Raw genomic sequence first — 14,876 nt, forward strand, 5'->3', positions numbered from 1 at the left:
GACCTATCAGGCATTTTCAGGATTATTTATAGAAACAATTTCAACCTCAAATGTAAGACTCTTGCCAGCAAGTCGATGGTTAAAGTCAACTGTTACATTGGTTTCATTGACATCTGTAATAACACAAGAATAACCTGGTATTGATTCCCCAATAACAGGTGTAATATTTGCAGCTTCAAAGTCTTCAATCTTATATGAGATAATGCGTGCATCCTGCACTTCACCGTAAGCTTCTTCTGGCGGGATAGTGACAGTCTTATTTTCACCAACTTTCATGTCAATGACAGCATTATCAAAACCATCGATCATCTGACCGGCACCTACTATAAAGTAAATAGGACTGTAGTCCCTGCGAGAATTATAAATTCCATTTTCTTCAGCAACATCTGCTTTTGAGGTATCAAAAACAGTTCCATCTTCAAGCATACCTGTGTAATTCACAGAAACATTATCACCGATCTGAACTACCCGGGAATTTTCTGAATTGCCAGAATCCGTACAACCACTTGCCAGTAGCATACATATCAAAAGTAAAAAAAGGATTATTTTCTTCACATAATCACCATCTAATCAATTAATAAATTTCATAATACAAGAAGCAGACCTCACAACCCACATCAAGAATTATTTTTATGGATAAAAGAAGTAGAGTTTTTCTATATAAGGTTACTGAAAAAAAGATCATTTTAAACTATTTTGCTGTTAGTAGATATATTTACGGATATAATTTGTTAAGAAAAGATTAATATATAAAACAACACTATAATTAGTGTGCAATTGTTGCCAGTATGACAACCAATAAATCAATTCACCGGTGAACCTGATGCGACAAAAATCAAAAATTAAAAAACTTAGTTCACACACAAATGCTCAAATTGGAATCGGAACTCTTATCATATTTATTGCAATGGTTCTTGTCGCAGCCGTGGCTGCCTCAGTATTGATAACCACATCAGGAGTCCTTCAACAGGATGCACAGCAAACCGGAAATGAAGCTACTAAAGAAGTTTCATCAAACCTTATGATACAAAAGATTGAAGGATTCAGGGCAAGGAACAGCAGTACAGACATGGCAAATACAGTTGATCTTCTGAAAATAACCTTGGGACTGAGTGCTGCAAGCGAGCCTGTTGACCTTTCAGCAGTTGTTATAAGCATTACAGACGGATACAAAACCAATAATGTAATCTATGCAGGTAATAAGAATAGCCTCGCACCGCGTGCAGACTTTGACGGAAATATGTCAGGATTCAGTACAGACAAGGATGTAAATCTTCGCAAACTTGTGACTGAAAACACCACAATAGGTAATTCCGAGATTAATGTAACCTACACAAACGCAGAATATTATTTTACAGTCGATACCATCAGAGATGAAGATAGCTCATTTACTCAGAACACACCAGTTATCACAACAGGAGATTTTGTAGTAATCTATGTGTCTACAACATCACCGAACTCTGCCAGTACAGGATACTCGTCACTACATGGAATGAATGTTACATCCTCACTACAGTCTTCAGGGCTCATACTTGAACCCCGTGCTACTGTTAACCTGGCAATGACACCCGAAGCAGGTGCGTCAATAAATGCAAACTTCATTCTCCCTACAACATTTGGAAGCTACGAAGCGGTGCAACTTTATCCGTAAAGAAATCCGCATCTCAGGAACTGATGTTTAAAAAAATAGTGTGATGGACTTGCAGAGTCTAGCTGCAACACCATATATAAAAGGAAAAGGCACTTTTTTCAAAGTGCCAAAAAAAGTTATTCAGATTTTCTTTCTTCTCCAGAATCCAAGATATATGACTCCCACAACCCCCATTACAAATATTGATGCAATGATGTCCGAGCTTGAGAAAGAAAAACTGCTGCTTTGCACAGGGATTACACTTTCCTTTGTCATTTCATAGCCTTCAATATAGTTATCCGGAGTTGATTTTGCAGAATCGTCTACAAGAGTGTCATAATCCGTTCCAGCTCCTGCTGAATCTGCCATCATAGTCTGGTTTGATGAACCTGCAGCCATTGCTCTTTGGATAGAGTTAAGAGAGTCATCATGTGTTTGCAATGAACTGGTGTCAGTCTGTTGCTGTGTCGTAAATTCATCTCTCAGGGTAGCCTCATACATCAATTTATTGTATGCCGCCTGCATTTCCGGGGTGACTCCTGCTGCCTGCATCTGGCCATCTATGAAATCAGCCAGCTGTGCATTACCACACGTGTGATGACAGCAGGTAACTCCATTTTCTACTACAGATTCCACATATTCTTCCACAAGGGTCCGCAGCTGTTCATCAGAGGCATCCCAGTAAGGATTGCCTTCTCCATCTGTTTTCCTTATTGCTTCAAGCATCCTGGCATTCATTGACTGTTTAGCCCATGGGTTTGCCCCCTGGAACCATTCATCCAGGCCAAGATTATACTTATCCAGAACATAGACATCATAGAATTCGTCCCACATATCATCCGATATCTCACCTGGTAGTGTGACTCCCAATCCAAAGAAATCTTCAAGTACACTATCTATCTCACTCGCTCCAGTATAATCGTGCCCCATCATACCTTCGATCCATTTAGGATTGAAGTACCTGGAACGAAGATCCCTTGTAAGGAATTCACTAAGTGTCTCTACACAAGCTTCATTTGGATTTTTGAGATTTGCGATATACATTTCAGGTGTATAGCCTGAAATATTTCTCACAGCCATTCCAAATCCACCGAAGAACTCGTACACATGATCAAAGACAACACTGCCGCTTCCACGATTATCGTTGCCACTGCGACTGAACATCACAGCATCTGTATTGGAAAGTACTGACCTGAAAACGTTTCCATCACAATTGCCCCATATTTCGTCACCATAGGCATAGCTCATGGAGTCTATGTAAAGATTGGCAAGTTCACTTTCATCCTCCCAGGTACCGCTGGCACTTACGGCTTCTCTGAATCCACCGGCTCCCCAGCTTCCTTCATCGGGTCCGAATACTCTGCACATTGAAAGCTGCCTTGCATCTTCTTCTGAATAGTTGCCTGTAGCCATCAATGCCTCATAGATCAGATCGGAGTTCTCACTGACGTAATTTGCATATAAAGAGCTATCTTCTATAGCTGCCAGACGTGCACCCCTGTCCATAAGCTCAACCTGCCATTTCCAGTTATCACGATAGATACCAGTCATGGTGACAACAGCATCTATTCTGGGCCTTTTAAGTTCATCCTCCGGAATTATCTCCACATCGATCACATTGCCGGAAGAATCCCACACAGGCCGAACGCCCATCATGTAAAGAATCTCAGACTCCATGACACCTTTGTGCCTCATTGATTCACCGGACCAGAGTACAAAACCGACCTTTCCTGGATATTCTCCATTCTGACTAACCCATTCATCCAGGAATGCATCCACAAGAGTCATTCCGGCATCCCAAGCCTCTTCTGTTGGTACAAGGCTTGGATTGAATGCAAAGAAGTTCTTTCCGGTAGGCAGTACATCTGGACTTCTAACCGGGTCATCTCCTAGAGCCGGAGTGATATATTGGCCGTCCAGAGCATTGAGCATGCTCTGTATCTCCTCATCCTTGCATGCCTTGATGTTCTCAGCATACAGGATGGCAAGGTCCAGGTCATCTACAACCTGATCTTGCTCTTTAGTAATATCCGCCTGAGTCTGGACGATGATCACAATGCTTCCGGGCTGATCCATATATCCCATTTGTCCACTGGAATATACTTTACCTGAGACAGATGCACTGCCTATAAGGGAGAGTACCACATCAGCATCGTTATTGTTGTCAACCTGAAGTTCAAGATCCAGTCCTTCAACAGACTCAGCGGATTGAATTGTAACCGTCGTTTCCCCGATCATCCAGAATTGCATTTCACTAATGTAGTTAATTGCAATTACAGTGTATTCCCCATCTGTAAGACCCGTGAACCGGTAAGTTCCCTCAAAGTCACTTTCAGTGACATTCAGAACCTCTGTACCTTGTTTGAGCACAACAATGGAACCTGATCGGTTTGTCAAACCATTATAGCCATTTGCAAAAGTCTTTCCTGAGATTGATGCGATCGGCAGTTCTGAAAGGATAGCATCTACCTCGTCAAGACTATCTGTCTTTAACTCGATGTTCTGATCTGCAATATCCTGCCCTGATGAAATGCTGACCGTCGTTTCCCCAATCATCCAGAAATTCATGTCATCGCTATAGTAAATAGCAACTACAGTGTATTCCCCGTCGGCAAGCTCCGTGAACTGGTAAGCTCCTTCTGAATCGCTTACAGTTACTTCCAGAACCTCTGTACCATGTTTGAGTGCAACGTAGGATCCTGATAGATATTTCAAACCCATGGGGCTATTTGCAAACGTCTTTCCTGAGATAGATGCATCACCTATCAGCCTTGCATCATTCAGAAGGCTCAGTACGTGATCGAGCTCTTCGTGATCTGAAACAATACAGATATCCTTGTCAAACACGTCCTGGTCATTCTCTATGTGAAGACTTTCTTTGTTTACCATCCAGAAATTCATTGCATCTATATACTTAGCTGCATAGACCGTATAATCTCCGTCCTTGACGTTACTGAACTCGTATGCTCCATATTCATCACACGTTGTTGATGCAACAACATTTGTTACATAGCCTGAAGTATCGAACCGACTTGTAATTGCATCGGTCGGAGATATCTCATTGAGAAGAACATCTTCTAAGAGATAATCAAGGATATTTGGTGAATGTGCAACGTCCACTTCATCTGGATCGTCACATATTGCTTCGACATGCTCTTCAAAATCCTGTCCAAGCATTGATTTAACCATAGCTATTACCTCTTTATCATCCATCTGCTCACCGAGGATATGTAGGCCATAGGGTATGTATTCACTTGCAAGTTCATGCAGGTAGTCATGCACCGGACCTGTCAGAACAAAACTATCAAACTCTGTTTTATCCATATCTTCAAGATCGTCTGCAGAAACATTGAACTCCTGTTCGAAATTAAGTTCATCGTATGTTTCTATAATCGATCTCTTGTATATCTCAGCCATGACCGGGTCTTCTTCTGTCTCGTAATAATGCATCTTGTCATGCAGAAGAGTGAGATTACCGTACAGGCCTGCACTGACGATGGCAGGTGTTGCATGGTCTACCATTACAGCATTACCTCTTCTCTTTGCCGTAATTCCCTCTCCGATGCCTCCTACATCGTAGAGATACACTACAGGCGTATCCTGTATCAGAATAGCTGGCCAGCAGGTCTTTACAGAAAGGCTTGTGCCTTTGCCCTGCAGCCATTCCTGCGTGCCATGGCGTCCGAAGTGGACAATGGAATCAGCGTCGAATCCGTTATTGAGCCAGAGGTAGAATGCAATATAGTGGTGGGAAGGAGGCATTGTCTGGTCATGATAAAGAAGGGTATCATCTTGTGAGAAACCTCTTGTAGGCTGAGGAAGAACAAGGACGTTTCCAACTTCTATCTTCGGGAAGACAAAGTATTTTCCACTCTCGTTCTCATATACCATTTCCGGGCCGGGTGCTTCTCCCCATGTGTCAAGTACACTTTGCCTTGCTTCTGGCTCGATTTCACTGTTGAACCATTCCAGGTAAGTCTCCACAGGCAACAGCTCGACATCATAGTTCTCCACCATGTATTCAAGTTCGCCGGGTGCCCACACTCCGATATTCCTTCCCTGCTCAAGCACAGTTTCCAGGAATTCGGATTCGTTAAGTTGTGTTCCGCCAAGGTCATAAACGCTCTGGTTCATAGCATTGAGCAGGTTCGGTATACTGGGGGCGACATCCAGGTTGCTTGCTACCAGTGCCGACTGCTTTCCATGAGCATAGTAGATAACAGCAACTTTCTTGTTTTCCTCCTCAATGTGCCGCAAGTCTATCCAGCTAACTGTCCTGTCCACCAGCCAATCTACCTGGTAGTCAATAGGCTTGAGTACTCTAGCACCTAAGTTTTCATCGTATTCCTGACCTCCAACTACTATGGACTCGATCTCACCACCGATCTCCATAATCGGAATCTGGTACTGGAACCAGCAATCCTGACCGGTACTGGAATTTCCCCATTCTTCAATAGTACCCTGATAGATGATACCGTTGATAACAGGAACATTTGCTTCCTGCAGATATTCTGTGTTCCTCACTGCAGAGGACATGATCCATACACCTTTTCCAAGATCAATGAATGCGTCTGTTTTCCATTCATTGTCAACTGTGAAGAAATCGTATGCTTTATCTGAATACAGAACATCCGGCCTGTAGGCTGGGATGGTGTTAATACCTCTGGATTCCAGCTCCCTTATTACGCTTTCTGTGACACTATCACATACTCCTTCATCATAGGCAGTGAAGAAAGTTATGCCGATTGTGTAATTATCGGGGTTATACACATGGTGAGTTCCGGTGTCTCCTTCATACCATTCCAGATATGATTCCAGATCATCAAAAACGGTGTTGGCATCCGGATGATATATACCCACCTCCGGCATCATGGAAGGTTCCTCGATCTGTATTGTGCCATCATATTCACTGAAAGGTCTTGAAAGGTCCACTACTGAAAGATAGGTGATCAGACGAATGACATTTCCATCATATTCTTCATCCCAATAATCAGCAATATATGGATGAGCTGTATGATTTACTGTCCCTACACCATAATTCCAGTCAACCACCTGTACGTCAGATTTTGTGTTTTCCATCATTTCGAGTATCTGTGGCTTCAGATTCTCTCCCAGGAAGCTCATCCCTCCCTTTCTGGATATGAATATGATGTCATACATACCCATATCGATGCTATCGTCGAATGGACTATAAAGGTTATCGACAACATTCATACGATAGCTTCCATAGACATCGATGTTTTGCATACCCATTTCTGTGGTTGCATCTTTGAGCCTGCACGTCTCTTGTGCACCGATGGCCAGGAATAAGATATTCTTATCTTTGTATGTTTCAGGAAGTTTTGTTGTGATAAAGTCCTTCTTAATCTCTGTACCGGCATCATCCGGAGTTGTTATCGTAAGTGTTACAGTATAACTTCCCACACTATCATAAACATGGAAAGGATTCTGTGTGGTTGAGTTTGTTCCATCTCCAAAATCCCAGAACCATGAGGTAGCATTCTCTGATTCATCTGTGAACTGAACTGCAAGTGGTGCATCACCGGAAGTTGTATTTGCAGAGAATTTAGCAACTGGGTGTGATGTTGATTGGTCTGATATTTCAGATACCCGTTTAAGCAGAGTAACAGTTACATCAGATATACCTACTAAAGGCCCTACTCCTCCTGGTGTTGAAAGCGTCTTTCCTGAAATGGCAGCTCTGTCCATCAATGATAGTATTGGTTCCTGTGCTCCAGCTTCAGCAAATCCAAGGGTCAAATTGGCATTGGCAATGTCCTGACCATCCTCAATGGTAACATCTGCTTCATCCATAAGCCATTTTCCACCCATTGCAGGTGTGTACATAATGGCAACAAGCTGGTAATCTCCATTTGGAACATCGCTAAATGAATAATCTCCATTGATGTCACTGGTCGTGTTTGCCACAAGTTCAGATTCTGTTTTGAGCACAACATTTACATCAGATATACCCACTAAAGGCCCTACTCCTCCTGGTGTTGAAAGTGTCGTTCCCGAAATGGCAGCTCTGTCCATCAATGATAGTATTGGCTCCTGTGCTCCAGCTTCAGCAAATCCAAGGGTCAAATTAGCATTGGCAATGTCCTGACCATCCTCAATGGTAACGTCTGCTTCATCCATAAGCCATTTTCCACCCATTGCAGGTGTGTACATAATGGCAACAAGCTGGTAATCTCCATTTGGAACATCGCTAAATGAATAAACTCCATTGATGTCACTGGTCGTGTTTGCCACAAGTTCAGATTCTGTTTTGAGCACAACATTTACATCAGATATACCCACTAAAGGCCCTACTCCCCCTGGTGTTGAAAGTGTCGTTCCCGAAATGGCAGCTCTGTCCATCAATGATAGTATTGGTTCCTGTGCTCCAGCTTCAGCAAATCCAAGGGTCAAATTAGCATTGGCAATGTCCTGACCATCCTCAATGGTAACATCTGCTTCATCCATAAGCCATTTTCCACCCATTGCAGGTGTGTACATAATGGCAACAAGCTGGTAATCCCCATTTGGAACATCGTTAAATGAGTAATCTCCATTGATGTCACTGGTCGTGTTCGCTACTAGTTCCATGTTAAATTCTTCTGCCGATACCACTGTCGTTAGTGCTGCTAACAACAATATACTAAAGAGTAATGAAATTACATACTTATGCTGCATATAACCACCCGGTAATGTACTACCACTCCTGAACTTGCTTGGAGGCTGCACAGGAGAAAGCGTAACTGGTATCTTTCAAAATATTAGTTCTCAAAACCTGTCATTCAAGGCTTTTTTCTTAATTTCGTTGAATAAATGAAGTTGCAAAAAGAGAATATTTTTTAAAATGACACTCTTTTGTCCCAACCAATATATTACTCATACCAGCCATGAAGAGTATTGACTACATAATACATATAAGTATTTTGGATTATAATAGTTAGTAAATAATTTACAAGTGAATCATACCCACCAAAAAAGTTCTTCTGAATTTGCTTATCCTCCAGAGTCCCGGGTATATGGCAGCAAGTGAGGCAATCCATAATCCGAATGGTATGTGTAAAATTGTTTATTAGAAAAGAATAATATCGTCCACCAATTTTTATGTTACACGTGAACAGAAGAAAGTTACTTACTCACTACCTAGTTCTTTATTCAACACCACAAGTCAATGTAGTATTATCACACAATATATGAAATACCAATAGAAAGCGTTTCTTCGAATAATATGTTGTCAAAATCATAGTAAAGAAGTAGGGGTATTAAAAATAGTGTGGTGGACTGGTCGGGAATTGAACCCGAGGCCTCTACCATGCCAAGGTAGCGATCTTCCCCTGATCTACCAGCCCGAAATATCAAGTGTTAGAAAGCATTATATCTCATAAAGCTAACGCCATAAAATTACAACGAACAAGTTCATTCAAAAAAAATTCTTTTGATTTTCGATTCCGAGCGAAACGTTAAAGTATCTGTATGCGTATTTGGAGTGTCGCGTGATGAAGGCGACACACGAAAGACAGGCAAATTGGGCCCGTAGCTTAGCTAGGTGGAGCGCACGGCTGATAACCGTGAGGCCCTGAGTTCGAATCTCAGCGGGCCCACCAATCAAACCTGTAATTTTTTTTACGTGAAATTGTTTATTCAGAATGGTGTTTATTTGATTTTTAATGTAATGTAGTTTAAGTTATCAGAAATTAAAAATCCATAACCACACCAGATACATTCTTCTGCTAGTTATTTATGAAATAATATGAAAATATTATAATGTCTGATCTCTTATTGCTTAAAATATATTATAAAAAATAGATGTTGAAGACTTACTATTCTATTATAAAAAATATTAATATATAATAAATACATATAATATTTAGATAGTGCAAACAATATTTCAGGGCACAGACAGGACTAAAACACACTATACCAAAAATTCCAAAAAACAGACATATCTGTACTAAAAACCCTGAAAGTACGAATCCGAACAAAACGAAACAATTCATATAATCGGTGATTTACAATGAGAGAGAAAAAACCAAGTGGCATGAGTGAAAAAGAGTATGAGATCGTAGAATTACTCCGGAAATTAGATATAAACAGACCTGTGGCCCTGACTCTTGCCTGCCTCTCCAGTGGAGAAGAAATTACCTCCCGTGAAATAGAGATGAATTCCAGCCTCAGGCAGCCTGAAGTCAGCATAGCAATGAGATACCTGAAAGATAATAATTGGGTAGACATTCGGGAAGAAAAGAAAACAGAAGGGAAAGGCAGACCTGTAAAGCTATACAGACTTATCACACCACTGGAAGATATCGTGCAGAGCATTGAGCAGAGAGTGCTCCTTGAAAGCAGATACGTACTCAATAATATTGAAAAGCTGAAAAGACTTGCATAATCTTTTCATTTAATTATATTTTGCTGCTTTATGCAGCAAAAACTATTTTTTACAGATAGAGCATATCATCAACTAGTAATTTGCTTCTATCGAAGATTTTAAGTTAATAAGGTAGTGTATCATCGTTATTACACTAATTTGCAATTATAGAATGGAGTTAATCTTTTGAGCACTATAAGTGAGAAAATTTTTAGCCGTGCATCCGGCAAGAATGCGAAAGCAAACGACTTTGTTATCGCAGATGTGGATTTTGCCATGGCACACGATGGCACAAGTGTCCTTGCAGTTAAATCATTCAAGGAAATGGGAGAGGAAAAGGTCTGGAACCCTGATAAGATAGTTATTCCTTTTGACCACCTGACACCTGCAAACACAGATACCACCGCTGCACTTCACCATGAGATCCGCGAATGGATAAAAGAACAGAAAATAAGCAATTTCTATGATGTAGGAGAAGGAATCTGCCATCAGCTGCTCCCTGAAAATGGATTTGCCCTTCCCGGTAAACTTGTAGTGGGTGCTGATTCACACTCCTGCACCTATGGCGCATTCGGAGCTTTTGGAACAGGCGTAGGTGCCACAGATATGTCAGAGATATTTGCTTCAGGAAAACTCTGGTTCAAAGTCCCTGAAAGCATAAAGATAACAGCAGACGGCAATTTTAATGACGGGGTTTATGCAAAAGACCTCATACTTAAGATAATAGGCACAGTTGGTGTTGCAGGTGCAACCTACAAAGCTACTGAATTCTATGGAACTGCTATTGATTCCATGTCCATGTCAGGCCGTATGACACTTAGTAATATGGCTATTGAAATGGGTGGAAAAGCAGGAATAGTTCCGCCTGACAAAACAACATTCGATTTCCTTAAAGGCATTGCAGCAGAAGAATACGAGCCGGTTTATGCTGATGAGGATGCCATATATTCAAGTGAATACACCTTTGATGTGAATGAACTTGAACCACAGATTGCATCCCCTCACCAGGTCGACAATGTCAGTGACATATCTGACATCAAACCTGCTAAACTTGACCAGGCTTTTATTGGAACCTGTACCAATGGCAGGCTGGAAGACCTTGAAGTCGCTGCATCAATCTTAAAAGGAGAAAAAGTTGCCATACGCACACTTATTGTACCTGCTTCCCGCAATGTACTGATAGAAGCTGTGAGAAAAGGAATCGTTGAAACTTTACTAGAGGCTGGGGCGGTTATTGGCTCACCTGGATGTGGACCATGTCTTGGAGGACATATGGGAGTTATTGGAAAAGGCGAGACCTGTATTTCTACAGCTAATAGGAACTTCAAGGGAAGAATGGGCGTAGGTGGGTTCATTTATCTGGCATCCCCTGCAACTGCAGCTGCATCTGCCCTTACAGGCGAGATAACCGATCCACGCGAAATCTGATATCTTATTAAAGTATATATAAGAATGGAGATAGCAAGATGGAACTTGATAAGTCAAAACTTGAGCACCTTATGGGACACTGGATAGAACACAATGACAGCCATAGCAAAAGTTTCAACGAATGGGCTGAGAAAATCGAAGCTGCAGGATATGCAGATATAGCCGAAGATGTCAGGAGTGCTGCTAAGAAAATGGATGAATGTTCTGTTTTGCTTGAAACTGCCAGACAGAAACTTGAATGAGCAGGACGTGTTAATGACACGCAATATTCGCAATTTCTTTACAGGTATTGTACTGGTGGCTTGTATTTTCTGCCTCTGCGGGGCTGCAAATGCAGCTACCAGTGTCAGCATATTACCATCAGTTGAAACTGTAGCTCCGGGAGAAGAATTCACACTTGACGTATATGTCAAACCAGATACTCAAATAGCAGCGCTCCAGTTTGATTTGAATTCTGATTGCTCACTTGTAATGGTTAAGGCTGTAGAAGAGGGGAACCTATTCTCAAATACAGGCTCAGCTGTTTTTTTCCGCCCAGGAATCATTGACAGTGAAAACAAAACCGTGTTTCAGGTTTATGGTGCAATTATGGGAGGAGATGGCACATCGGACGAAGGCACATTCTGTACCATAAAACTGAAAGCTTCCGAAGAAACAGGAAACTGCCAGATTAGAATTACGAACATCGTTGTTGGAGATAAACAAGGTGATGAACTGGATGTTATCACCTATGACGCAATGGTGAGCATCAGTGATGAAATTGCGACTTCTGACAGAGATAATGACAACGACGATGATACTGAGTTAAATATTATTGAAAAACAGGATGATAATACAGATTCATCAGTCAATGAAGAAACAATATTCCAAAGTGTTCAGGATACCGCAGAAAGCACTGAATCACAGGAAATTATATCTGCACCTGAATCTGAAGGCAATACATCAAACATTAGTATACTTGCAGTTGCTGCAATAGTATTTCTGGCTCTGGCAATTGTTCTTGACAGAAAAAGGAAATAATAAAAACAGGTAAATAAAGGGAAAGATTCCCTTTTGGCTTTTTTAATTTGATTTTGATAGGGAAGGATTCTATGTTTATCTTCCAAGTTCAGCATGGGCTTTTGCAAGATGACCTGCAGCCTGCGCACCTATCAGTGAGATCTCACCTGCCAGCACAGCAGAAGCAATAATCTCTGCAAGCTTTTTGGCGTTAGAACCCGGAGGAGTGCCTGAACCATTGACACCGAGAATCCTCAGGCATTCGTGCTGAGGGCCGAGATTGGTGCCGCCTCCTACAGTACCTATGGCCATTGCAGGGAGCGTTACTGAACAGTAAATGTCACCATATTTTGTCAGTTCCATGGTTGTTATGGCACTGCTGCCTTCTACCACATGAGCCGGATCCTGGCCGCATGCAATATACATTGCAGCTATGATATTTGCAGCATGAGCATTATAACCCAAAGAGCCTGCGCGTGCAGAACCAAGAAGATTCTTGCGGTAATTAACTTCTACCATAGTCTCAGGTTTGCATTTAAGACGTTTCTCAACAAGTTCCGCAGAAATAGTCACATCTGCAACAACGGTCTTTCCCCTTCCAAGAATATTGTTAATTGCCGCAGGCTTCTTGTCAATACACATATTGCCTGATAGAGAGATAGGAATTGCACCGAACTCATCCTTGATCAGGTTGAGAACTGCGTCTGTGGCAATGGTTACCATATTCATACCCATTGCATCTTTTGTATCATAGGAAAAACGGACATACACTGAATTACCTGTCACAAAGGACTTTACATCAACTAATTCACCAAAACGAGTTGTTTCAGATGCCTTTGCTTTCATTCGAGCTATAACCTCGGGATCCTGCAGCCAGTCTGCAAACTCCTTTGCCCTGATAACATTTTCCAGCCTGAACACAGGAGCACGGGTCATTACATCCTGGAATACCCTGACATTCGCACCGCCTGACATGGTAATTGCAGAACATCCCCTGTTGACACTGGCAACAAGTGCACCTTCTGTTGTTGCAAGCGGAAGGCGGAACTCATCATTGGCAAATTCCCCGTTCACTTTAAGCGGACCTGCTACACCCAGAGGCACCTGAATAACGCCTATCATGTTCTCAATGTTTTTCTTAGTTGCATTCTCAACATCGATTGAGAAATTCTGTATATGATCAAAATCAAATCCTGATACTTCCTCAAGAGAATATCTTCTTAGCATGACAGCCGTTTCCTTGTCTGTAAGGCTGTCAAGTTTGTGATAAGAAATCTCACCTGAAATTACTTTTTCAAGCAACTCTTTTTTTTCCCTGTTCAAATCCATTCTTGATGTCATATATAAACTCCAGTGAATTAAACAAACAGCATCCCATTACGTTTTTTAATGAATGTGAACTTGGATACAATAATACAAATAGTTCACGCCCTGTAGTTTTCGGCTTCTGATGGAGATATAAGTCCCAGGTATTCAGGAAATAAAATTAAATACGTGATTTTTTATATTAGGATAACATAATAAACAATATTCTAAAAAGTAAGGATGATATTAATTAACCCTATCATTAAAGGGCTTACTCATTGACAGAATATGTTTGGGATATGACTATTAGAAATTGATCAGAGAGATATAAAGAGTGGTAATATGACAGATGCCGATCCATCAGAAAGAGTAAGTTCCGGAATTTCCGGACTGGATGAAATGTTACGCGGAGGATTCTTTAAAGGAACTGCAAATGTCGTATCAGGTGATTCTGGTACAGGTAAAACGATATTTGGAACACAGTTCATTGCTGAGGGAGCAAAGAATGGTGAAAAGGTGATGTGTATCATCACCTCTGAAGAATCAAAATCTATTGTAAAAGAAATGAAGACGTCTTTTGGATGGAACCTTGAAGAATATGTTGAACAGGGACTTTTGACCTTTGTAGATATCACAGACCCAAGTCTGCGCCTCCAGAAGAGTGTTGAAATTGCTCCATCTGAGCTTATCAAGAGCTTTAAGAAACTCATTGAAAGTAAAATAGAAGATATACAGCCAACACGTATCTTTATAGATTCCGTAGAAGCATTGTTCCTGGCAATTGAGTCAAACTATAAACTCAGAACACTCATTGATGACGTGTTCAGTGTTTTCCGTAAACACAACGTTACTTCTGTAATAACAGTAGGGGCAATGTTCGGACTTGATGAAATGGTAGAATACGGTGCAGATTCAGTCATTAAACTTGGACGAATTATGGCAGGAAACAACCTCCAGCGTTCCATCTATGTCATGAAGATGAGAGGGTCCGGCACCATTAATGAGGTTCGTGTACTCAGTATCTCAGACAGCGGCATGTCAGTCCTTGCCCAGTCTCCATACCTTGAATAAGTGGCATTTGTATTTCTGCCACTTTTTTATCTGTTTTTTATTGTTTTCAACTCAGCCATTTCATTTTTCAAAAATTCT

At 41.3% G+C, this 14,876-nt stretch carries 9 protein-coding genes and 2 tRNA genes; 7 read left to right on the forward strand and 4 right to left on the reverse strand.

The window, feature by feature from the left end; genetic code table 11:
- Positions 1 to 6 precede the first annotated feature (6 nt).
- Positions 7 to 555 carry an FKBP-type peptidyl-prolyl cis-trans isomerase gene (locus tag FKV42_RS05320; RefSeq protein ID WP_230375505.1) on the reverse strand — a complete coding sequence of 183 codons (549 nt, stop codon included), beginning with the start codon at positions 553 to 555 and terminating at the stop codon, positions 7 to 9.
- 268 nt (positions 556 to 823) lie between these two features.
- Between FKV42_RS05320 and FKV42_RS05325 the strand changes: the two genes are divergently transcribed.
- Positions 824 to 1,651 carry an archaellin/type IV pilin N-terminal domain-containing protein gene (locus FKV42_RS05325; protein WP_154809207.1) on the forward strand — a complete coding sequence of 276 codons (828 nt, stop codon included), beginning with the start codon at positions 824 to 826 and terminating at the stop codon, positions 1,649 to 1,651.
- Between the two features lie 120 nt (positions 1,652 to 1,771).
- Here the strand turns inward: FKV42_RS05325 and FKV42_RS05330 are convergent, their stop codons facing one another.
- Entirely contained in the window at positions 1,772 to 8,221 is a 6,450-nt protein-coding gene (locus FKV42_RS05330; RefSeq protein ID WP_328287509.1) for a cobaltochelatase subunit CobN, read from the reverse strand.
- A 680-nt stretch (positions 8,222 to 8,901) separates the two neighbouring features.
- Positions 8,902 to 8,976, reverse strand: a tRNA-Ala gene (locus FKV42_RS05335).
- A gap of 178 nt (positions 8,977 to 9,154) precedes the next feature.
- Here FKV42_RS05335 and FKV42_RS05340 point away from each other — a divergent pair.
- From FKV42_RS05340 to FKV42_RS05360, 5 genes are all read left to right on the forward strand, one after another.
- Positions 9,155 to 9,231: transfer RNA gene (locus FKV42_RS05340), tRNA-Ile, on the forward strand.
- 410 nt (positions 9,232 to 9,641) lie between these two features.
- Positions 9,642 to 10,016 carry a transcriptional regulator gene (locus FKV42_RS05345; RefSeq protein ID WP_154809209.1) on the forward strand — a complete coding sequence of 125 codons (375 nt, stop codon included), beginning with the start codon at positions 9,642 to 9,644 and terminating at the stop codon, positions 10,014 to 10,016.
- Between the two features lie 165 nt (positions 10,017 to 10,181).
- Entirely contained in the window at positions 10,182 to 11,423 is a 1,242-nt protein-coding gene (locus tag FKV42_RS05350; protein WP_154809210.1) for a 3-isopropylmalate dehydratase large subunit, read from the forward strand.
- A gap of 38 nt (positions 11,424 to 11,461) precedes the next feature.
- Entirely contained in the window at positions 11,462 to 11,665 is a 204-nt protein-coding gene (locus tag FKV42_RS05355) for a hypothetical protein (protein WP_154809211.1), read from the forward strand.
- Positions 11,666 to 11,678: 13 nt separating this feature from the next.
- Positions 11,679 to 12,443, forward strand: a complete 765-nt coding sequence (locus FKV42_RS05360; RefSeq protein WP_196214057.1) for a cohesin domain-containing protein — start codon at positions 11,679 to 11,681, stop codon at positions 12,441 to 12,443.
- A gap of 75 nt (positions 12,444 to 12,518) precedes the next feature.
- Here the strand turns inward: FKV42_RS05360 and hmgA are convergent, their stop codons facing one another.
- Positions 12,519 to 13,763 (reverse strand): hydroxymethylglutaryl-CoA reductase (NADPH), encoded by a 1,245-nt coding sequence (hmgA, locus tag FKV42_RS05365; RefSeq protein WP_154809213.1) that lies wholly within the window; start codon positions 13,761 to 13,763, stop codon positions 12,519 to 12,521.
- A 306-nt stretch (positions 13,764 to 14,069) separates the two neighbouring features.
- Here hmgA and FKV42_RS05370 point away from each other — a divergent pair, with 306 nt between their 5' ends.
- Positions 14,070 to 14,798, forward strand: coding sequence for an RAD55 family ATPase (locus FKV42_RS05370; RefSeq protein ID WP_154809214.1), 729 nt, complete (start codon positions 14,070 to 14,072; stop codon positions 14,796 to 14,798).
- Positions 14,799 to 14,876: the final 78 nt, after the last annotated feature.

Origin of the sequence: Methanolobus vulcani, assembly GCF_006546655.1 — an archaeon.
Taxonomy (GTDB): domain Archaea; phylum Halobacteriota; class Methanosarcinia; order Methanosarcinales; family Methanosarcinaceae; genus Methanolobus; species Methanolobus vulcani_A.